12 protein-coding genes and 1 pseudogene are annotated in these 23,226 nt (G+C 58.8%); 4 read left to right on the forward strand and 9 right to left on the reverse strand.

Translation table 11 applies throughout. The features are described 5' to 3' along the window. Positions 1-178 precede the first annotated feature (178 nt). From brxL to QRN54_RS30110, 7 genes are all read right to left on the reverse strand, one after another. A complete protein-coding gene (gene brxL, locus QRN54_RS30080) occupies positions 179-2,290 on the reverse strand; it encodes a BREX system Lon protease-like protein BrxL (RefSeq protein ID WP_285183824.1) in 2,112 nt (703 codons plus the stop codon). Then, positions 2,290-4,794, reverse strand: coding sequence for a BREX-1 system phosphatase PglZ type A (gene pglZ / locus QRN54_RS30085; protein ID WP_285183825.1), 2,505 nt, complete (start codon positions 4,792-4,794; stop codon positions 2,290-2,292). Before pglZ ends, brxL begins: the two co-directional genes overlap by 1 nt. A 47-nt stretch (positions 4,795-4,841) precedes the next feature. After that, positions 4,842-8,366, reverse strand: a complete 3,525-nt coding sequence (gene pglX, locus QRN54_RS30090) for a BREX-1 system adenine-specific DNA-methyltransferase PglX (RefSeq protein WP_285183826.1) — start codon at positions 8,364-8,366, stop codon at positions 4,842-4,844. Positions 8,367-8,408: 42 nt separating this feature from the next. Further along, positions 8,409-11,930, reverse strand: a complete 3,522-nt coding sequence (gene brxC, locus QRN54_RS30095) for a BREX system P-loop protein BrxC (RefSeq protein ID WP_285183827.1) — start codon at positions 11,928-11,930, stop codon at positions 8,409-8,411. A gap of 2 nt (positions 11,931-11,932) precedes the next feature. Beyond that, entirely contained in the window at positions 11,933-12,556 is a 624-nt protein-coding gene (locus QRN54_RS30100; RefSeq protein WP_285183828.1) for a DUF1788 domain-containing protein, read from the reverse strand. Continuing rightward, a complete protein-coding gene (locus QRN54_RS30105; protein ID WP_118604445.1) occupies positions 12,553-13,185 on the reverse strand; it encodes a DUF1819 family protein in 633 nt (210 codons plus the stop codon). Before QRN54_RS30105 ends, QRN54_RS30100 begins: the two co-directional genes overlap by 4 nt. A 429-nt stretch (positions 13,186-13,614) precedes the next feature. Further along, positions 13,615-14,295 carry an NUDIX hydrolase gene (locus QRN54_RS30110; protein WP_285183829.1) on the reverse strand — a complete coding sequence of 227 codons (681 nt, stop codon included), beginning with the start codon at positions 14,293-14,295 and terminating at the stop codon, positions 13,615-13,617. Positions 14,296-14,355: 60 nt separating this feature from the next. On the opposite strand from QRN54_RS30110, the pseudogene QRN54_RS30115 reads away from it, so the two are divergent. The 4 genes and pseudogenes from QRN54_RS30115 to QRN54_RS30130 all read left to right on the forward strand — a co-directional run. After that, a pseudogene (locus tag QRN54_RS30115) lies at positions 14,356-15,309 on the forward strand (ADP-ribosylglycohydrolase family protein); the annotation flags it as partial. A 1,773-nt stretch (positions 15,310-17,082) separates the two neighbouring features. Next, a complete protein-coding gene (locus QRN54_RS30120; protein ID WP_285183830.1) occupies positions 17,083-17,640 on the forward strand; it encodes a DUF5067 domain-containing protein in 558 nt (185 codons plus the stop codon). 374 nt (positions 17,641-18,014) lie between these two features. Further along, positions 18,015-20,870, forward strand: coding sequence for an NACHT domain-containing protein (locus tag QRN54_RS30125; protein ID WP_285183831.1), 2,856 nt, complete (start codon positions 18,015-18,017; stop codon positions 20,868-20,870). A gap of 275 nt (positions 20,871-21,145) precedes the next feature. After that, positions 21,146-21,742: a recombinase family protein gene (locus QRN54_RS30130; protein WP_214925410.1), complete on the forward strand. Its 597-nt coding sequence runs from the start codon at positions 21,146-21,148 to the stop codon at positions 21,740-21,742. A 29-nt stretch (positions 21,743-21,771) separates the two neighbouring features. Here the strand turns inward: QRN54_RS30130 and QRN54_RS30135 are convergent, their stop codons facing one another. Both QRN54_RS30135 and QRN54_RS30140 read right to left on the reverse strand, forming a co-directional pair. Beyond that, positions 21,772-22,659 (reverse strand): hypothetical protein, encoded by an 888-nt coding sequence (locus QRN54_RS30135; RefSeq protein ID WP_285183832.1) that lies wholly within the window; start codon positions 22,657-22,659, stop codon positions 21,772-21,774. Between the two features lie 56 nt (positions 22,660-22,715). Continuing rightward, a complete protein-coding gene (locus tag QRN54_RS30140) occupies positions 22,716-23,216 on the reverse strand; it encodes a hypothetical protein (RefSeq protein ID WP_285183833.1) in 501 nt (166 codons plus the stop codon). Positions 23,217-23,226 lie beyond the last annotated feature (10 nt).

Consider the following 23,226-nt stretch of genomic DNA (forward strand, 5'->3'; position numbering starts at 1 on the left):
CGCGTTCTTCACAGAAGCGTCGAATACCGATCCATTTTCGACGCTGCGAGGGCACCGGTCGTGGTCATCGTTAGCCGCGGAGAGCGTCGACTCCGACACACGGTAACGAGGCCCCTCTCGACCATTCAGTCACGGGTGACGTCGGTGGGCTCACGTCCGTCGACGCCCGCCCGTCATCTCACTCCCGGATATACGTCACGCCGAATGCCCGAGCCTGGCGAAACTCCTGTCGCGTACTGCCGAAGTCGAACCAACCGCCTTCTTGCTTCTGAAAGATGTCGAGGCCCCGGCCGAGGTTGATTCGCCATCCGTTGTCCGTGCGGATCCAGCGATCATGACCGCCAGGGTCCTTAGCCACGTCAAGCTTGATGCCCTGTTGTGCAGCCCCCTGAATGATCTGGCCGATCATCTGCAACTGTCTCTTCTGATACTCAGGGTCGGTTTCGAGCAGGGTGAAGAGCTTGAATGTGACCTCGTCGGCGGGGTCTTTGGCCGAGGCGATCAAGGCCAGTAACTCGACGAGATTCCGACCCTGGTGGTTCATCCGGATGTACGGGTCGTGCAACTCGATCTCGGACGCACCGCGCAAGTACGGCATAAGGAGGGTCTCGTAGGAGACGCCGCGTTGATTTTCGACGAAATCCCGGTGCCCTTGATACAACTCCTCCTTTACCGGGACGGAGACGACCGCCTTCTCCGAGCCGGCAAGGTCCTCGATCTCCTCGACAGCGTCTGGGCGATCGCGGTAGTAGTGCCGGGGGTACTCGTCTTCCTCCAGTGTCGTGACAGCGGTCCACTCACCCGCGAGCGATTGGTACCCGAACTTCACCGTTGCCATGGTGGAGTCCATGCGCAGGATCTGGTCCTTGACGCGTTTGCGACCCTCGATTGCGAAGCGCAAGATCTCTTCGATCTCCTGGGCGGTGGCCTGCTCATGCGGATAGAGCAGTTTCATCAATCCGGAGAACGTCTTGTGGATGCCGTCTCGGTCGCGAGTGGAGATGTCCGAGCCGAGTGTGTAGTACTGCTGGTAACGATCGGAGTAGTCGAGATTTCGCATCGACTTGAGAACTTCGGCAATGTAGTCGACGACGAAACCGTAACCGCTGGAGAACATCTCGCCGCGGATCGTGTCGATTTCCCAACCAGGGATGTAAAAGTGCAGGCGGTCGAGGTATGCCGAGTCGTGGTAGCTCTCGGGGAGCTCGTCGAAGAGGTCTGAGTGCTTGAGCATGTACGGAACGGTGTGCGAGGTGTTGCCGACGAACACCATCGACGCCTCCGCGCCGAGCGTCTCGACACCGCGGGAGAAGGACTTGTTCGCCATGTAGTTCTTCATGATGTCGACCAGCGCCTTGTCGGTGCGCTTCTTCTTGCCCGCGAACTCATCGAACGCGACGACGTCCCAGTAGCCGACGAGGCCGATCTTCCCGTTGGCGTTGTTCACGAACAGTTTCGGTACGGTGATCTCGCCGCCGGAGATCAACATGCCGTGGGGCGAGAACTCCGAGTAGATGTGCGATTTGCCGGTGCCCTTCGGGCCCAGTTCGACGAGGTTGTAGTTACGTTCCACGAACGGGATCAGCCGGATCAACTGAAGTAGTTTCGCGCGTCGTCCGAACATCTCGGGGTTGAAGCCGATTGACTGGATCAGGAGGTCTATCCATTCATCGGTGGTGAACTCGGCCCGGGCCTGGAGGTACCCTGCGTAGTCGAAACTCGACATCTGGATCGGCTGCAATCGACCCAGAATCCAGGGCACCGCACGGGCGTCGTCACTGTGGAAGTACTCGATGTCGCACAGGCACCACACGCCCCCTACAAGTAGCTTCTGGTTCGCAGTCACCGTGCTCGAATCCACAAGCACCCCGCTGATACCGACGTTCGCGAACGTCGCCTGATAGACGTCGTCCTTCTCGTTCAACGTCACGCTGACCCGGTCGATGATCCGGAAGCGACCCTTCTCGCGAATCTTCGACTTCACCAGCTCTGACTCGTTGCGGTGGACATAGTGCTCGGCAAGGATCCTGCGCACCTTCTCGATGCCCTCCTGGATCGTCGCCTCGTCGTCAGACGCAGCGAACTGCCCGAGCAAGTACTCCAGCACGTACGACGGCACGATCGCGTTGCCTTTGACCGCCTTGACGAGGTCCTTGCGCACGACAGCACCCGGGAACTGCGCGTTGATCTTGCGGTCCAACACCGTCAGCGCGGGCACGGCACCAGCAGGCCCCTTCTCAGGAGCCTGCTCGAGGAGGGCCACTTCGGTGAGGTCGATGTGGTCGCTCATCAGAAATCCCATCCGTCGTCACTCGCGAAGGCACGTCTGACCGTGTAAGGCGCGCTCTTGTACTTCTTCCACTGATCGGTGCCCTCGATCGGCTGTGAGAGCCGGAATTCCACGCTGTGGTTGTTGGCCTCGTCCGCGTTCCTACCGAGAAGCAGTGTGACGCTCTGGAATCGATCGCGTCCAACATCACTGCTCGAGTCGAAGATCATCTCCTGCTCGTTGGAGATCAGCGTGTCTCCGAAGTAGAGACCGGCACGCAGCCGCCGCGAGGGTTTGTGCGGCTCCACCTTGGCCGATTGGTACAGCTTGACGACGATCTGCCCGGTGGTGATGCGATCCGACTCGGGGTGGATGTCGACGTTTACCGGCTCGACTGTGTCGCTGCGCCTCTTGTTGATCTGGATCACCGGCACCACGATCTCCTGCAGCGAGGCGCCTCCGTGCACGAACTGGTATCCGGCTCCGGGCTGCACGATCCGCTGGATCGAATTCGGGATCTGTACTTCCAGGTCGCTCGACAATCCCACTTGGTCGGGCATGAACGTCGTGAACGCCGTGTCCTTCTTCAAACCTCGCCCCAGCACGTAGCGACGTGTTGATTTTACGATCTGCTCACCCTGCGGTTTCACCGTCAGGTTGAACTGCTCAGCCAGCTTGGAACGCTGATAGAGGAACCCGTGATCAGCGGTGACGATGATGTTCGTCGCGTTCGCGCTCGCGAGCTTCTTGACGATATCGATCAGCTCACGGACCGCGTCCGCTGCGGCTGTGAACGTTCGGTGCTCGGAGACGGCTTTGTCCCCGGTCGCATCGATCGTGTCGTGGTAGACGTACAGCACCTGATTCGACGAGTACAGGTCACGACGATCGGCCGGCTTCATCTCGATGAAATCTCTCGCCTGAATCGCCGTCCCGCCAACCATACTGAGGATCTTGCCGCGGTTCGCGGTACCGTCTGACTTCTGCCCGTCAACCAGCACCGGATCGCCGTCTGAGGAATGCGCCAGTGTGGTGTGCGGAAGCAGTGCCGCCATCCCGAGCTGTGTGTACGACGGCAGGACGCCGAGCATGGCTTCGATGGATGCGGAGAACTTGTTCTCTCCTCGGATCTTCGTGCTCAGCTCGTCGGCAATCTCGTAACGGAGTGCGTCGGAGACGATCACGACGACCTTCTTGCGCCCCTTAAGGCTCGGGGCAACATAGCGATCGTAGAACGACGATTGCGAGGTCATATTGATAGTGCGCCACTGCGGAACCGCATCGACCTGCTGCTGCCAAGCCACCCCGATCGGAGCGAGAAAATCGGTGACATAGGCATTCTCGATCAAGTCTGCTAGTGCCTCGATCGGCTGCTTGAACTCAGCAGTGAGGTACGCCTGGGTGAACTGGCGATAGCGCTGGTCGATGCGGAACCACTCATCGCGATACCGTGTCAGTCCCTCGTCGAAGCTGCTGAAGTCGAACACGGCGTTCCGGATCGCCGGAATCAGTTCGGCTGCGGCGCTCAGCCCGTCATACAGGGTCGCGTAGTCGTCGAACCAGAAACTGTCGCGACGTCTTGCGCTGATCGCATCGGTGATGTCGCGATACGGCATCGTCTGCGCACTGATCCCCTCCACCAGGCGCCGGATCACCTCGCGCTCGCCGGCGTCGAAGATGTCCGTGTCCTTCAGTCTCTCCCAACCGATCTCACTCATGTGATCGGTGTAGTCGAGATTGCCCTCGACTGTTCGGGCCAGCGATTTCATCGCTGCACTGCTTCGCTTGGAGTCACGGAAACCTCGGAAGTCGAGCGACAGGTTTCGTGCCTTGTTCGACTCGGCGACTGCGAACCCGTCGACCGCGCGCTGAAACATCCACAGCACGAAACCTGCCATCGTCGGCGTCTGCGAGGTGAACCCGTAGATGCCGGAAGCTCCGGACCAGTAGAAGTCCGCCAGGCCGTGGGAGGTAAACGCATCGAATCCGGCGGTTTCGCCGTCGGCGTGCTGCATCAGCAGCGTGCGGGTGAGTTCGGAGAAGCTGTGTTCCTTCTGGTTCAGAAGGACGGCGCACATCTGCGCCTGCACCACCGTCAGGTCGCCGACGTTCAACGGCAGCGATCTGAGCCTCGCCACCAGATTCGCGTCGTCGAAAAACAACGAATTCTCAGCAATCAACTCGCCGGAGCCTGGTGCTGTGAGCCCGAGGTCGACCCGCATCAACGCACCACGGTCTGCGGTGAACACCGGGCCGTAGGCGAGTTCGATGTCGAGCAACCAGTTCCCGGCACCTTCGGGCACGCTGCCGGATCGGTAGATCAAGAACTTCACTGTCGGTTCTTTCCGCAGCACCCGATGTTTGACTGCGAATTCGTTATCGACGATTCGCAGTACCGTCACATCGCTCGGTACGAGCGCGTCGATCCCGGTCGCGTAGCCGCCGTCGAGATCGTGCCATACGACGATGCGGGTGAAATCGAAGCGATTGGCAAGGTGCTCGGCGATCGTGAGAGTCTTACTCATTCATCGCCCTCGCCGCGAGTCGGTCCGAGTGCGCGGTGCGCGACTCCTCACCCATCGTTGGCCTCCAGGCCGACGATCTTCTTCACGGCCGGGTAGAACTTCGGGTAGTTCACTTTGACGCCGTCATCGAGGTCGATCTCGACTTGCTGGGTGGCGAGCGGATAGAGAACATCGTGCTCATAGTCGCGCAGTTCGGCGAGCACCTTGCGCAGCCGGTCGGCTTCCCTCTGGTCCTTCGCAGATGTACCGCCGGCCGCTGCCACTTCGGCTCGTTCGAAAGCCTTCTGCAGCTTGTTCTCGTACTCGCGCAGGTACTCGTTGAGCACAGTCGAGACGGTCGACGGCGTGTAGCGATGCAAGTAGATCAGCGCGTTGAACGAACCCTTGGGACTGGAGAACATCCAGTAGATAGGTCGCTTCTTGTAGCGCTTGACGTGATCGTCGTAGAACTTCGACCTTCCAGACTTGGTGATGAAGTAATCGCGTAGCGTTTTGACGCCCAGCGACTCCTCTACAAACCGCAGGTTCTCCTCGAAGTGTTCTGTGCCAAACGCAACTTTCAGGAACTGGCGGAAGCGTTCGACGACATCATCCTCGAACCAGCCGTCGTCAACGAACGGAATCACATTGTCGGCATCCGGCATGAAGGGGAAGTCGCTGATTGTGCCCGGTGATGCAACCTTTGCGAGATAATCCTTGAGCGTCGCGCCCTGATCGGCGAGGATCAAGCCCGGCTCACCCAGGCTGTAACGACCGAACATGCAACCAACGGCGTAGGAAATCAAATCTGCGACGAGATCAGCTCGCTCCAGCACCTCGTATTCGGCAAGTGACTTACCCTGCCCATACCGGAACTCGACGTTGCGCGTCAAGGAGACCCGCGGCATCGCGACATCAACAGTCGTGACGTGGGAGAGACCGTATGCCTCGGCAACGACGACATTGTTCGTCGATTCCAGGTCCTGCAGTAGTTTCGAAGTCTGTGCCGACGCGCGCGAAAGCTGCCCGTAGCGGCTCGCTAGCGGGCCGTCTTTTGTTTTCAGAAGTGCAGGCAGAGCAAAATCCCATGACGTTTCGAACTCGTTCCAGTCTTGTCGACTGAGCTCAACGGCTTGACGAGCAATGTCGCCTGCCTCAGTTCCCTGCAACGACACGACAGGGAGTTGTGCGATCTGACCGACCTCATAGTTGAGAGTGGGGGCGATCGCCTTCAACATTTCGAGTGCTACCGATGAGTTCGCGAATGCAGCCAGTTCATCGCGTCGCTCGCTGTCATCGGTGAAGATCGACGTGCCTGCAACGTCGTACACGAACCCAGACGGGTACATACGGAAAGCAGGCTCCCCCGAACTGATCTTGGACCATGAAAGCGACGGACGGAAGTACGTCTGCGGACTCCGAACGACTGACTTTGGACGTAACGCAAACAACTCAGCTCCGTCGACTTCCCAGTTTACGACGTGCTCGTGGTTACCCCACCACTTCCGGAATTCGCCGCCCTTGTTGTAAGGGAACCATCGAACGCCAGACGCCTTCGCATCATCGCGGTCGGTGCAGCCGAACGCGGTTCGGTTTGCGCCAACTTCCCACCACGAACGCAGGAAGCGGTCATTGTCGCCTGTCTGGAGTCCTACCTTGGGATTAGCGACGGCTTTCAGTGGTCGCCCCTTCGCAAAAGCAGTCCGTATTGCGTTGTGTAGCCAGTACGCGATCGGCATGCCGGGCACCTTAGTGAAATCGTCGGAGGCCGCCACGTATCTCCAATCGCAGTCAACACGCTGAACAGCTTCGAGCAAAGCAAGTTGTTTCGTTGCCTCGTTCGCTCCTTCAACCACACGTATGAACTCCGCTGAGCGTCCGGTACTTCGGCCGGGCTCAAGCACAAACGCGGTCGTTGACACCACAGCACCTCCGATCGAGTCGAACGCCCGCTCGCCAAGATGAGCCATGAAAACGGGCGGACTGAGCCGGACGACCTTCTCGCGTAACTCCTCATACGATGAGAGGAACATCCACGACTGCATCGTGATCATGGCGGTGGCGCCATGCGGCGCTGTCAACGTCAAACAACGCTGGATGAACATCGCGAATAGATCGGATTTCGCCTCCTTGAATTGAGACTGAGCGAACTCGGCAAGCCGTGCATCCATGTTTTTGCTGCCCATGTACGGAGGGTTGGCAACTGCCACCGAGTACGTCGCGCTCAGGATCTCGGCCTGCGCGACCGCTAGACAGGCACGGATCAGCGTGTCGTAGTAGAGCGTACCCTCCATGTCCTTCAGCCCGTCCAAGACCGCGACAGATTGCGTCGTCGTATCGGCGTCCGGCTGGATCAACGAACCTAGGACATCGGCATCACGGAATTGGTTCCAGAACGCTTCTTCGGCATCGCGGTCGCCGCTCTTCGTGATGAGCAGGTCCAACTCATCCGATCCGAACGAAATCGGCTCGATCACACAGACCTTCGGCTCCACTCCCGAACGGGTGAAGTAACGGCGATCCCTCGCCCGCGCCTTCATCGCGAGAGCGAACGCCGCTAACGCCCCCGCGCGCGGATCGATCTCGGTGCCGTGAAGATTGTGAGCGAGGATCAGACTGGGGATTTCAGAGGGTGCGTAGCCCTCTTCTTCATAGATCGAGTAGAGCAGGTCGAAGGCGTAGGTGAGCATGTGGCCCGAGCCGCAGGCCGGGTCGATCACCGTCAACTCTTCGGGCCCCGAAATCCTCAGGAAATCGGTCTCCTCCTCGATCGGGGCGATGTAGTAGTCCATCTGATCGACCAGTCGTGAAGTCGGCCTGTTGAGCATCCAGAGTCGTCCGAGCGAGTTCTCCAGGAGATAGCGGACGATCCAATGTGGGGTGAAAAGCTGTGTGGCTGCGGGGATCTCCTCGGCGCCGGCCTTCCTGTTTTTCTTGAACCCGGCGAACACCTCGTCTTTCCGCTCGGAGATGTAGAACTGGTAGAGCCAGCCGATTACCTCGACGTCCCCGCAGACATCCTCGGTGAGCACGTCACGAGCACGGGAGAGCAACGCCCCATCGGCTAGCAAGCCTGCAGGAACGAGTAACTCGGTGTAGGCGCCTTCGGCCTCGAACATGAAAGGCATCGTCTTGTGCCAATGCCGGCAGTATTCGGTGAGCAGCAGCGCATAGGCTTCACCCTCGGCGTCGGTGCTACGGCGTGTACCGTCCAGCAGGCCGATGATCGCTTCGTGCACAACGATATTGGTGATGACTTCGCCGTTGACGTCGCCGCGTTTCGCGTCGGCCAGGATCTCCGGTTGGCCCTGGGCGTGGCCCGATGCCGGTGAGACGATCCCGGCGTCGGTGTAGCCGCAGGCGTCCATGAAGCGTAGGGCGATGAGACGGTTGAACCAGGTGTAGGCGACTCTGTCGATGACGTGTTCACGACCGTGGTCGGCGATCTCGGACTCGAGAAGGCGTACTGTCTCGGTGCGCTCGCTCCGCGCGACGGACCCGGCGGCGAGCACCGTCGATGCCCGTGCCTCGACGGCGACGAGCAGTTCGCGCCTGGCAGCTTTCGCGAAGCTCTCCAACGGCTTTGTATCCATGCTGCGTCCTTAAACTCGTGCCCTTGAGGGGGCGCTTGGGCACTACAGGGTGATGCGTTTGTTGTCGTTGATCGTCGCGAGCAACATCACGCGAAGTTGACCTAGATAGGCGTCGACCTGTGCTTCGTTTTCGAGCACTCCGCCGGCTCCCGGCAGTGAGAGTTTCTTGATCGAAATGCTGTGCTTCGTCGGAGGTGTCGGGATTCTCGGGGCCTTTGACGTGTCGTCGTCGGGAACCACCGTTTCTGGATCCGGTACAGCTTTCGCAGCTTCGAGCTCGTCGAGGATCGCGGGATAGATCGTGTCGTCGAACTGCGTGGCCAGGTGACGGATCGTAGGGATCTGGATCTCCTGCTGGACGCTCGCCACAATCTGCTCGGTCTGGCGGGTCACCGATTGACGAGCCGCCTCCGCCGCGGCCGCATACGCCGCGCTGACCGGAATCTGCTTCCAGTAGTTGTCGATCTTGGCGATTGCTTCGTCCCGTTCAACAGCAACCACTCCATCGAGTTGCTCCTGTACTGCCGCGACCGCACTGCCGAGCTTGGTGGTCTTGTTGCCGCGGAAGATCTGGGCGTCTTCGAGCGCGGTCTCGATTCCGTCGGCGACTCCGGCGGGTAGGTAGGCGATGTTGGTGCTGTGTGTCAGCATGAACGAACGGGCATCGTCGTAGATGCTGCGCTGATTGCCGTTGAGGAACGCCTTGATCGGATCGATCACGTTGTCCTTGGCATCGAGCAGATCGTCGGCACCGGCGAAATGCTCGACGAACCAAGCCTCCTGATTGCTGCTCAGCTCCGCGAGCCGCCCGATCGGTTCGTCGAGCTGGTCGATGAACGGGTAGGCGGCGGCGCCCGCACGCAGTGCCTTCAGCTCGGCGAGTTTGGCTTCGAGGTGTTCCTTGCCGATGCGGCCGAGTTCGGCGGCATCTTTCGTGACGGAGCCGTCGTCGGTGAAGTCGATGACGAACTTGCGGAACAGGTTCACGATCTTCTGGTCGTAGACGCGCTGCGGGGCGACGATCAGTTTCGGGTAGCGCTGAGTGTTGCGCAGCGCCCCGGTGATCTCCGTCCGGGCGATTGTCTTGCCGTCGACCTGGATTTCGATCTTCGTCTGCCCTGCGAGATAGGCCACCATGGCGGCGATGGACCACTGGTCCCAGCCGTACGGCTTGGTGGTGTAACGGTCGACGAGTTGTTTCATCGTGACCCTCTCGTGTCGCTTACCGCGCATCTCCAGATGCCCGAGCAGGTCGCCTGCGGGGACATCGAGGATGCTGCCGGTTTCCTCGAACATGCCCTCGGCCGGGTTCACCAGTGCGCTCAGGCTCTGCTCGCTGAAGGTCTTACCGCCGAGCATCCTGAGGTTGGTGTAGGTGGCGGCGATGACCTTCCCGAAGCCGTCGTTGATGCGTGTCTGCGGATCCGTGGCGGTCATGTCGAGGACCCCGGCGTTGTGGATCAGGATCGATGCCCCGACCGCTGTCCGCAGACGTTCGACGATTTCCTTCTCCCGCTCGGCATTCTGGGTGCCCTTCTCGCTGAGGATCCTGGTCTCTATCGCGGTGCGGCTGGACCCCTGAGCACGTTTGACGTACTTCTCGGTCTTGAGCAGCAGACGCAGGTCGGCAAGGATTCGGTTCGCTTCCACCGGGAGCACCACTCGGAGTTCGTCGAACCCCGCGCTTTGCATCTTGATCTGCTCCAGACTGAAATCCGTCTCGGGGCTGATGAAGTGCAGCGAGAGCTCGTATTGCTTGCCGTAGGGCACGCCGTCGAGCTTGTAGCCGAACGGGAAGTTCTGGCCGTTCTTGGCAGTGGCCTTCGTGGTCTTGACGACCGATTCGGCGAGCAGCTTGTTGAGTTTCGCGGAGGCCTCGGAGCTGTCGATGTCGACGTCCTTGATTTCCTGCTCGATCTTCTGCTCTTCGTTGGTCAGGTAGTCGTAAAGGTCGCCATTGCGCTGGATGTAGGTCTGCGCCTCCAGTGTGTTGAGCGCGTCGATGACATCTTTGCCGAGCTGGGTCAGATCGGTGCCGAAGTGGTCGTAGACCAGCACAGTGAGGTTGCGGGGTGTGGATTTGAAGCTGTCGACGTATTTCACCAGGAACAGCGCTTTGAGCAGCCGCACCGCGAGTGGGCTGAGTTTGCCGCTGTCGCGGGCGTTCTCGGCGCCCAAGATCGCGCGCTGATTCGCGGACTTCAGCGATGCCCGGATGCCCTCGAACATCCGGTCGAAGGAGGCGAGGGTGCCGAGGGGCTGGTCGGCGAGGCCGGTGGCGACTTCCTGAACGACACCGAGCATGGAGCGTTCACCGACCGAGCTGTTGCGGCCCTCGAAGAGGTTGTGGTCGCTGATCGACTCGATCGCGGCCTGGAAAAGCGGGAACTGGTAGCCCACGAACGGGTACGTGCCGACAAAATGTTGCTCGTCGCGGTAGTTCGGATAGTGGCGTCCCTCGACGAAGTCGAACAGAGTCTTGAAGTTCGCATGCTCCGCGTCGTAGATCGCCTCGATCTCGGTGCCCGCACCATCTGCCTTGGCCAGCAGACGCTTACCGATGACCTCCTCGACGTCCTGGCTGGTGAGTTTGAGCCGGTTCTTGAAGCGCGCCTGGATCTTGGAGAAGTCGTTGGCCTGCTGCTTGGTGCGGTCGCCGCCGACCTTCTCCATGTCCTCCTGGGAGGTCACGAAGATCCATGCTCGCCCCTGGCACTTGGTAGCAAGCGATTCGGCGATGGTCTGGAGGTTGAGCATGAGTTGGGTGTGGGTGCCGATGAACTGGCCGACCTCGTCGACGAAGAAATTCACCCGGTAGCCCTCAGGCTGTTGACCAAGCCAGGCGGCAACCTCGCCGGCGAAATCTTCGATCGAGACCGAGTAATTCGCGCTGTATTGGCGGATGATGCCGAGGCTCTCGGAGCCATTGACCTTGGCAAAGGCCTTGTCGATGTTGCCTGCTTCGAGGGCCGTTTGCTCGCGTCCCTGTGACCAGGGGATTCCCGCAATCTGTTCGAAGGATTCCTGGAACGCCACGTACTGGTCACGGAAGTCGAGGTCGCGCTCGAAGCGAGCGATGTGTCCCTGGTTGCCGTAGTAGCCGCGGGACTCGTCGAAGATCTTCACGAACACCTTCAGCAGGGCGTCGTTCTGGTCTTTCGAGATCAGAGTGGCCTTCTGGTCGATGTTGAACAGCAAACTCTTCGCTTCGATCCGTTCGGCCTTGTCGATCAACGCCGGCAGGAACGCGCCGTCAGCTTTCGCCCGAAACTGGGTGCAGACCCCAGCGCGCGAGTAGTCGAGGCCGTCGATGTCGCCGAGCAGGTGGGCCAGCATCTTCAACAGGTGCGACTTACCGGAGCCGAAGAAACCGGAAATCCACACGCCGTTGGCGTTCGTGTAGTTCGTGTACGCCTCCAGCACCTGCTCTACACCCTTGGCGGCCTCGTTGGTGAGGACATACTCCTCCACCTCCGTGGTGAGTTGGGAGGTGTCGTCGGCCTTGATGACGCCCTCAATCGAGCGGTCGATCGGCTTGGCGAAGATCTCATTGATCGCGGTCATGCTCATGTCTCCTGCTCGAGGATGTCCTTGGCCCGGTAATAGCTGTCGCTCGCGCCCAGGTTCAATGCGCGGAGCTGGTGTCCTGTCGACCGGGTGAACTCGTACGCGCCCGGGAACCACGCCAACATCGGGCGACCCACGACCACGCTCTGCAAGTTCTCCAGCACCGTGTGTGTACGAATGAACGGAAACACCTCACCGATGCCGGTGAGGAAGACCACGGTCGTGTTCGGTTCAGTTGCCGGCTCGGTGTCGAGCCGAACTCGGATCGCCGGGGCGAGATGATCGTGCGGGTCGAGCATGCCCTGAAGCATGTCGCGGAAGTCGGCCTTGTCCATCGTCGGCTCCGCGTGGAGGACTCTGTCCCAGACGCCCCGTTCGGTGAGGAGTTCGACGGCCAGGTCGTACAGGTTGATCTCGACCACCCTGATTCCGTCGTCGGCCTGAAGCTTCGTGGTGATCCGGGCGCGCATGCCGTCGACGCCAAGGGCCCAGGCAGGCGGAAAATGGTAGATGAAGAAGGGAACTTCCTTGGAGAGGCCCTCCATCCTCAAGAAACGGTCGCTACGCACCACCTCATAGACGTGTTTCTCGTCGTGAGTGAGGTTTCGCTGGGTTGTACTCATCGCTGCACCTGGTTACCTGAGGATGTGAATGGTGTGACCACCGGGAAGAATCGGAGGTCGCTGGGCGTGCGGCGGTCCAGGACCTCGATGACGCGCCCGGAGATCACGGCCGGGATGATGTGGCCGGTGTCGGTGTAGAGACCTGCCTCGCGGAGCATCCGGAACAACGTCTGCCGAAGTTTCTCTCGCGTCGACGGCTTCACCCCGTCGAGCTCGGGGTGCCACAAGCTCTTGCCGGTGATGAACCGGGCGACATCGTCAGCGTCGATCGTGGGCGTCATCAGGAGGAAACGCTCGCGCAGCACCTCTTCGGCGAAGTCACCGATCAGCGCGTAGCGGCGGCAGGCCGCGGCCCACATCAGGTGGTGCTGCTCCGTTGGGCTGCCCTCGACAAGCAGTTCGATCTCGTCATCGCCGAGTGCCGAAAGTCGCTGAACGGTCTCGCGGGTGACCCTGATGAGAGATGACGTCGTGCGGGCCTGCAACAAGTTGCCGTCGACAACTCGGACCCGGGTAGCCTGCCAGTCGCGAGAGTCGAGGTATACCGCTGCGACGGACTCACCCTCGCGAGCGAGGAGGCCACCACTGGTGAACGACAATGCATAGCGCGATTGCGCTTCGTCAGTCACGTGGCGCCAGGGCCTCCCTTCCTGTCTTCAGAACAGCACCAAGACTATCGGGAGCCTGAGATAATTCTGACAGTCGACCCGCAGGCTGGGATCCCCCACCCCGCTGCGCGTCCAGTCGACTTCGCTGGCGTGATTCTCCCAGCGCGGCCAGGACGAGGCCACATAACGTGCAACCATGCAGTGGGCCACTTGACATAAGGGGCGGTTATCGGACGCCTGCCGTCGACAAGCAGGCTGGTATTCTTTCGGGCTGGTCGTCGACCAAGGTGGAGAAGACCCCACAACCCAAGCAGGCTCCGGCGATGTCGTTGTTGGATTGCGTCGCAACATTCAAATTTCAGGAAGCCCAGGCGTTGCCGTCTCAGACACGCCAAAGGTCCCGGTCAGCGTTCCTACTCAGGATTGGAGAACCTGATGCAACGGATGCTGCTACCCGGTCAGCAGCACTGACGCTTGCGCTGGCAGTCGACCGGCTCCTTTGCGGCGGAACATTTCGGCAGGGCGGCCGTAACCCGGGTTCGACATCTGCCCCGTACTTTCGAGCGCCTCGATGACATGCCGCCGGAACGCGTCCTTCTGCAACTCCCGATCGAAGATCACCTCGTAGAGTTGACGCAGTTCGAGCACGGTGAACGAGTCACCTAAGAGGCCGGCAGGGTCGACGTGCGCTGCATACCGTGAGCGCAGATCCTCCACCGCCAGCCGCACCATGTCGGCATGATCGAACGCCAACTCCTGATCCACCGCCCCACCCGACACCTTCACCAGGATCGCGTCGGCAGGAAGCTCTGCAGCCGGTACGACGGCGGTGTGGGCCATCGAAAGAACCCACCCCCGATCGTCGCGGGCGAGATCATCGAACATCGCCAGCTGATGAAACTGCGTACCGACCAGCCCTGCTTTGGTGCGCAGCGCCCGCTGCGCCGCATCGGTGAGCAGTTCGCCCTCGTGCAAGAAAGTTCCGGGCAACGCCAAACCCCGACGGCGATGCTCGACCACCAACACCTGCAGTGCGCCGCCAGAGTAGGTCAGTACCGCAACATCCACCGCCACTGAGGGGCGCGCGTAGTCCTCAAGGGTCTTGTCAATCCTGTCTGTCCGTTCATTCACTCTTGCATATTATCTCAGTTACGATCTATTATTAGCGTAACATTGATCAAAGGAGACGTGGTGGAGCTGACCACACAGCAGTCCGATCGCGCAGCAGGAGTTCTGCTTGCTACCGCCGCCGGTGACGCACTCGGTGCCGGCTACGAATTCGCCCACCTGAGCGCGGACGCTGCCATCGGGATGACCGGCGGCGGGTCGTTGAATTGGGCACCGGGTGAATGGACCGATGACACGGCCATGGCAATAGCCATCGCCGAAGTCGCCGCCACCGGCACGGATATTGGTCACGGCGCCGGTCTGGATGGCGTTGCAGCACAGTTCGTTCGGTGGTTCGAATCGAACCCGGCGGGCATCGGCAAGCAGACCCGCGCAGTGCTCTCACAGCGCTCCGGCAGCGCCGACGCCATGACTGCCCGCGCTCGGGCAATCACCGGACGCAAAGGCGGAAACGGCTCACTGATGCGCACCGCACCCGTAGCGCTCGCCTTCCTCGACAATCCAGAACAGTGCATCGACGCTGCCGCTCGAATCGCATCGCTCACTCACGACGACGAACGCGCCGTCCAGGCCTGCCAGCTGTGGACGTACGCGATCCGCCACGCTGTTCTGCATGGCACCTTCGATGGGGTCCGCGGCTACCTGTCCATCGCCCCGGCCGACGTCGCCGAGTTCTGGGGATCGCTGCTCGATCAGGCCGAACACGGCTCCCCCGAAGATTTCGCGAACAACGGCTGGGTGGTACACGCCCTGCAGACTGCCTGGTGGGCGATCACCACCACCGACGGCATCGACGCCCGACACCTCCAACTCGCACTCGAAGCCGCGGTCCGCGCCGGCGGCGACACCGATACCACCGCCGCGATCGCCGGTGGCCTGCTCGGCGCCCGGTGGGGCGCCTCCGCCGTGCCGGCGCGCTGGCGCCGGATCCTGCACGGCTGGCCCGGCTACACTGCGACCGACCTGGTGCGCCTGGCCGTCAAGACCGCCAACGGCGGCGCCGATGACGACGTCGTTGACATGCGATCTGATGAAGAGGGGCAGAACAGCTCTGATGCTCTGGAGATCGCACCATCCACAACCCTTGTCGAGGTGACACCCGGTGTCGCAGTGGTGTTCGGTGAAGTCCCCGAAGGCCTTGAACTCATCAGCCTTGATCTGGTGCCGTCATTCGACCGAACGCAACTCTCGACTGCTCTGGGCTCGCTCGCCAGCATGGGCACGGTAGTTGGAAACGTTGCGGAGGCTGCATCAAGCGTGCAGGGCCTATTTCGGGTCAACGATGCGACGTTGTCTCTGCTGAAGGGCGGCGGACAGATGGCCGGAAAAGACGGCGCATTGCTTGGAGCGATCTTCCAAAATGGCCAACTGCTCGGACAGGCACGCTTCATCCCCGTGTCGATGACGGCCGCAGCGGCCGTCGCAGCGATCGGCCCGGCCGTGGCCATGATCGCGCTCCAGATGCAGCTCGGTGAGATTTCGGGTCTCGTCCGCACCAACATCGCGCTCACCACACAGGTACTCAAGACCATCCGGAACGAGCAGTGGGCCGAACTCGAGGGACTTGCGGAGGCCGTCGATGAGGCGATCAAGGAGGCTCGCGCACTCGATACCGTCACGGACTCTGTCTGGGAGCCCATCGCTTCTAGCGGCCCCATAATTCGCAAAGAGTTGAAGCTCTACCGAAAGAACGTGGCCGGACACATTCAGGAGGTAGGGAGACTGGACGGGCGCGGGCTCCGCCACTACCTCGAATCCAACGCCGAGGCGATCGTTTTCGACACTCATGCGCTGCTCAGTTCGCTGAAGACATACGCTGAGTACCAGGCGATTCGTGCTGCGCTCGCCCGAACCCGAAGCGCCGACAACGAGAGCGAGGCGCAGCTGTTCGATCGGATCGTGCGGAAACTACCCGCCGAGATTGAAGAGTCACTCCGCGAGATCAGGCTGCTCACGGAATCACTCGTGCGTGAGCTGCGGATCATCGCCGAACTCCCCGGCCGAGCTACAGTTCCGCTCACAAAGAGGCGCAAAGACGCCAAGGAAACCCGACTGACGTGCAAGCAGCTCCTCGACGCAATCGAACCCCTGGCCAACACGCTCCATCCGGCGGCCGAGATGCCTGCTGTACCAGAAACTCTATGCGTGCCCGACGGCCTTGATCTTGAGCCGTACCTTCTTGTCCTTCGGTGGTTCCTCGAGGACGGCGAGACGCTTCGCAGCGTCGCGTTCCCCTACGAGACTGGAGCTCACAACCTCACTGGAGTCATACCAGCGCTCCTCGCCAAACGAGTTGACGCCACCTGGGACGCACTCGCTCCAGGTAAAGCCGGCGCGGTGGTCGAGAAGCTCGCTTCGAGCACCTTCGTGGCAGTAACTGACCGCCGAATCGTCACCGCCACCCCGAGCACCCTTCTGCGGCTCGGCGAACTCGGCTCGGAATATCCGCTGGACGAGGTCAGGTACGTGCGCCCACGCCCGAAACACGGAGCGGGTGTGCGCCCAACCGTCGGCATAGCCACGGACCGTCGCGACGTCCAGTGGATGTTCCCGGCCGACGCCGACCCCGAGCACATAGACAACCTGGCTGCGGTGATCTCAGACGGAGCATCAGTCACAACCCGGACTCCAGCGGCGATCGTCGAGTCTGCCGCACGAGGCACCACCGTCGGTTCCTGAACTCGGCGACACAGCGGAAACCTTCTGGCCGACGAGGCACCGGGTCTCGCAGGAGGTTCGGACCGCTGCTCGGTTTCTGATCATTGCGCGACATTGACCAAAGGACACCACATGCACAGCATCAGCAAGCTCTCTCTCACCATTGCGACCGTCGGCATCGCGGTTAGCGCTCTCGTCGGCTGCAGCTCGGCAGGATCGACTGCCGCACCGACGCCGGGCTCGACAGTCGCCGCCAACGCGCCGGCCGCGGCTCCCGCCGAGGCGTCGTTCGAGGACAACGTCCTCACCACGAAAGACGTCACGATCAAGATCACCGACGTGAAGACGATCCAAGTAGGCGAGAAGGGCAACGAGTACGGCAAGAAGCCCGTCATCGCATTCTGGTACGACACGACGAACGTCTCCGGCAAGGAGACGAATCCGATGACGGCGTGGATATTCCTCTTCTCCGCCTACCAGGACCACGACCCCAACGCTGAGAACAAACTTGGTGTCGGCTCACTGCCGGACGCTGCGTTCCTCGACTCACAGACGAGCAAGATCAAGCAGGGAGGCACTGTCCCTAACGCGGTCGCGTACGAGCTGTCCGACACGACAACCCGCGTGAAGCTGGTCGCCTCCACGATCCTTCAGGACGAGATCGGATCGATGATAATCGAGCTCAAGTAGGCACCAAGAGACCCGTATGAGAAAGAGCCACCAGGATGCTTGCCTGGCGGCTCTTCCAGCATGCGTTCCAGCGGACGTCGCGTTGTGCAACGTCAGTACCGCTGCCACCGACAATGTTTGACCTGGCCGCGAGGTTTGACCTGGCCGCGAGACGAACGTGCCGCTTCATAGGCAATGCACGAATCATTATGGCGCTGAATTCCGCATCCTACCTCGACCGCTGTCCTCATCGCAGCTATCCACTGCTGCCGTCGCTGTCTGTCTGGATAACGGATTGAAAAAACAACAGGAAACTTGCTGATCATGCTAAATTCTTCACATCCAATGGCATAAAGAAAGTACCGCCTAAGAACTCACCCGAAGCAGGTTGTAAAATGCCCGTAACCTCACTTGCGATTACAATTTCTGGCCTAGTTGCAAACACGGCGCCAAAAGTTTTATCTGGAGTCCTGACGCCACTTATTTCTCAACGATTCGCCACTTACCGCCAGATCAGGGAACTCCACCGTGTAGAAATTTCTCCCACAGAACGCCAAGCCGTACGCGACTTGGAAGACTTCGTTACAACTAAGCACCTCACGCTACTTCAGGAATTTCAGGATAGTCCCACCTATATCTCATTTAGCCGCCGATTCGCCATCGATTGTTTTACCGCCAAAAAGAAACGAACAACCCAATCAGCAACGCAAGAGCTGGCAGAAATACTACGTCTTGAAATTCAGCTCGAACGGCCACATTGCGAAACTCTCGCCTCAATTATCGCCAAGCATCAAATGTCGATGATTGCAGATTTTTCCAAAAATTCAATAACAAAATTAGCCGGACCTGCACCGGACATACTTGCCGCGCAGTTACTGAAGTCGTCAGCCTACTACGAAAATGGTGAGCGGAACCTAACCGAGCTTCAGAAACTAAATAGTATGGTCGATATACATCGTTTTATAGATTCCCTTAAATCTCAAGTAGCGCACGTACATCGAAATATTCGTCCCCCCGTTCCCACTCCCTTCGGGAGTCCTAGTTTTAATGATATATACGTACCACCAGATCTGATCGGCACTTCAACCTCATCACTTCTCACAGAACCGAACCGATTTGTCACTCCCCAGCGCCTTGTGGTACTAGGAAATCCTGGCGAAGGGAAAACCACCCTCCTTGCTGCGATTGCTAGACAACCACCGAAAGAAAAATGTCCAATAATCGTGGTTCTTCGAGACTACGCGAGAGCGCTCGCGTCGGCACCGGAATACAGCCCATCAATATCAGAATATATCGGTCAAGTATGCAGGAATCCATACGAGTCGGACGCACCTGAAGGTGCTATTGAATACCTACTAAACAATGGTCGAGCTGTTGTTCTATTTGATGGCCTGGATGAGTTAGTCGACCTGGACGCCAGAGATCGTCTAGTCAAGCAGATCGAAGCATTCTGCAATAGGTACCCCGAGGTTACTACCATAGTGACATCTCGGCACGTGGGTTACGAAATGTGCCCTCTAGCGGAAGACCAATTTGATATTTGCGAAATCGCACCAATGTCGGATGATTCAGTTTACGAATTTATCGTAAAATGGTTCGAACTTGACTCCGATATCCCAGCATCACAAAAACCTCATCGAGTAGAAAGTCTATTCAAAGACAGCACCCAAGTCCGGGATCTTAGGTCTAATCCCTTACTTCTCTCTCTAATATGCAATCTATATTCTGCCGAGGGTTGGATTCCGCAAAATCGACCTAAACTCTACGAGAAATGCTCTATGCTTCTCTTCGACGACTGGGATCGACGGAGATCCATTGAAGGATTTCAACCATTCACCTATGAAACAAAGGAAGTGATCTCCGCTATCGCTCTCTGGATGATTCGCATGCCCCAGTCCGGTTCCGACGGGGTTTCGCATGACGAACTCCTCGAATTCATGGTCGACGATCTTCATCCACGGGCTTTCGAAAAGCGTTCCGCGGCATCAGACGAAGCTCAAGAAATCCTACGCTACTGCACAGGTCGCGCTTGGGTCCTTGTGGAAATAGGACAGACCGATTCACCTCGATACGACTTTGCCCATCGAACCTTTCTTGAGTATTTTGCAGCCTTAGCGTTATATCGCTCAACCGATTCTTACGCAGACCTTGTTCAAAATGTACTTCCTTCAGTTCGCAATTCGACGCTTGAGATCGTCGATGAGATTTGTTTTGAGCTATTACGCACCGACAGACCAAGACACGTCGATCGATTTTTGCAAGAAATAATCGAAGCGCCACTTCCGTACATATATGAACAATCGGACCCTGATACTGACAAAAAGAATCGACTTGACTACGTGGCACGGTGTCTCGTTACCGCCGCGGCCGGACCTCAATTAAGACGGGTTGTGACGCGCCATATTTTAGAGTCCGAAGAATACGATTCCTTACGCACCCTGATGTGCGCCAGCAAACCCAATCTACTGACCATTTTTGACGAGATGAAGGAATATTTCTCAAATAGGCAGAACCTAACCGAAATATCGGCAGCTATCTCAATCTACCCCGCAGCCTTCGCCCGCGCTCACCATTCTTACAGTGAGCCAGTACATGGATCATTCTGGGCAGAAGTCTCCCCATCTTTACGTTCACTAGTATACAAACGCGATGGATGGTACCAAAGGCAATACTGGTTCCGGTTACATAGATTTTTAGAAAGTGGGCTATGCTCGAAAAGTCTGAGCTTGCTCGACTTACTGGACAGCACTGATCTAACATCAGATTATCGCGAGGACTTTCCAACAAGAATGGATATACCTTCTGTTTCTTTTAGAATTCTTATGCGATTATCAAAATCTCCGAGAAATATGACTGACGACATACCGGAAGAAATTGATCGCATGTCTATGGGAGCGATCGCCGATCTGCTAACCTCAACGAATTTACCATGGGGCTATACTCACGGAATAGCAAGCAGAACTGCGTACATACTTCCCAATAAGCTAGATTACTATACTGCGGATTGGGACACAGCAACTAATACGGCATTCGCCCTTCTCGCCATGTGCGAGATAGATCGAGAGAAAATCCTTGGATTTTATCCAAATCGTTCACGTATATATCGTTTTCATGAGATAACACAGCATCAATTTGATCCAAGCAAAACTGATCTAGCCGCCATTCCAATTTCTAGCAAAGGTCGGGGTTTCCTTCACCGGTGGCTTGGAGGTGGCGTAAGTACACTTCGAAAGGAGCCGGGCACGATGTGACGCAGGCCCAACGAAGGCAGAAGATTACCTAGCAGACTCGGTCCCACCCCACGCACATCGAGGAGTGCGGCGCCAGAGCGATTCTGCGGGTTTGGGTGTGCGTTTTGACCACCGTCATACCGGACGATCGCAAACGGGCTTCTGCGTGGAGTTGACGTGGCGAAATTCTCGCGATTTCGTCCGATTTAGATGTCCGTTGAATTTGTCCGGTATGGCATAGTTCCTAGCGGACAGTTTGTCTGCTGGACGGCTGAACGGCGAAAATCGGGAGCGGAATGAAGATCGGCTACGCACGTGTGAGTACGGCAGCTCAGGATTCGTCGATTCAGGTCGACCTTCTCGTGAAGGAAGGCATCGCCCGTAACCGTGTCTACGTCGATCACGGAATCAGCGGCCGGCAGACCCGGCGGCCCGGACTCGACAATGCAATCAACGCCGCCCGCGAAGGCGACATCTTCTGCGTCACCAAACTCGACCGACTCTCTCGGTCCGCGGGCGATCTCCACGAAACGGTAGGGAGGTTGGCGGACAAGGGTGTGGCCTTGTCGATCGACGGGAAGATCTACGACCCGACCGATCCGATGGGAAAAATGTTCATCGGCGTCCTCGGCCTGATGGCCGAATTCGAATCAGACCTCATCCGGAGCAGGACCAGGGACGCCGTAGCGGCGGCAGCTGCGGCCGGCAAGATGAAAGGCCGTCAGCACAAGCTCACCCCGGAGGAGCGCGCATACCTATTGCAGACGTACGAGACCGGGCAGTTCAAGATCGAAACATTGTGCAGGAACACGGGTTTGAAGCGATCAGCACTGTACTCCAATATCGAATTGGCCCGCACGGAACGGGATGCGGGAATGTTACCCGTCAGCTGAGCAGCGCCGGCGGAGCAAAGACTCCGGGACTACGCGCGCCAAAAACGAGGGGGTCTCAGGTCCACGGGCTTCTCCGGTTTACCGAAAGTAGACCTGCGGTGGAGCGCCCATATGAGACTTGCCGAGGTCAGGTTGCTTGGCGCGATGATGCCGTAAGTGGTGTGAATTGCCGCGTGGAGGCGGGCGAACGACTCGTACTCTGGGTGACGCGGGGGTTCCCAGCCGTAACCGAACTGCTCGACTCCCTCCGGCAACCCGATCTCCTGCATGGTCATAGGTGATCGTGTTCCGTCCACGGAGATCCGGTCGACTCGAAAGGCGCCGCGATGATCCCAGTCCTGAGGACGGTCGCCCCGATCGTTGAGCCTGGCACCTTTGATCGAATCCAGGGAATAGACGATGATCTGCTCACCGGTGCGATGATTCACGAATTGTGCACCGCTTGCGTTGAGGTGCGCGGTGAAGGGGTGGGGTATCTGATGCAAGCGAACGATATGCGCGCTCCCGGCCACTTCGTAATCTTCTGACCACTCCGAGGTGTAGACCGTAGCCGGCGTCCAGATGAGGTGGATCGCTTCGGTTATTTCCCTGAGCCGCTCCAGCTTACGCTTTTCCGCGGGATCGTTGCGATCAACGGTCCACGGCTCGAACTTTTGACGCGTAAGTCGCCTCTTGATTCGCGCGACCAGTTGCACTCTGTTGCGCTGCAACGATTCCTGAAGTGACTCACTCCATGTCACACCGGCTTTTTGGCGTGCTGATGTGAGGGTTTCGCCGTGACTGACCAAGGTCGCCACAGCCATTTCCCTGATGGCGCGTTCGACCGCGACAGCCTGCTCGGTCTTCGCGCGAGCTTCAGTGACGGCATCGCGCATTGTGGTGACGAGTATGCGTGAATCAATATTCTCAGAGTTCACGGTTCCTCCACGCTCTTGTATGCGGCACATGCTGTTCGGGTGCGACCACGGACGCTTTACTCAGTGCTCTGAGGAAGCGGAGTCAGCTTCACCATGAGCTGTGAAGTTCGACCCCAGACGAATTTGTTGAATCCTGTTGTTTTGGAGAGCTTGTCCGGAGTCAACCGCTCATACTCCTCGATCGTATGGGTGCTCAAGACATTGCTTAACTTGTCGCTCCGAACGGGCGGGTTGGCATTGAGCCACGCATAGACGACAGGCTTGTTGTCCTGGTCGTAATTTCTTTCCCAGCCGATGATTTCGATCCAGGTGTTGCGTGCGTTCTTGGTTTCTCTCAGCTTTGCGTACCAGTGTTCTACGGGTTGGATGCTGGGCATAGGGGTCATCGTCGTCATCCTTGTCTGTCTCGTTCGTTGAGTTGTGTCACTGCGACGTCCCCAATGGTAGTGAGAATCAATATTTTTCGCCTCACCACTTTGATACGCGCTCCAGCGTTCAGCGATCGTGGCCGATCCTGCGGACAGTTCGCGTAGTCGATCCTGACGCTGTCCGCTCACCCTTCGTGCC

The sequence above is a fragment of the Rhodococcus sp. MEB032 genome, from assembly GCF_030208925.1.
GTDB classification, from domain to species: Bacteria; Actinomycetota; Actinomycetes; order Mycobacteriales; family Mycobacteriaceae; genus Rhodococcus_F; species Rhodococcus_F qingshengii.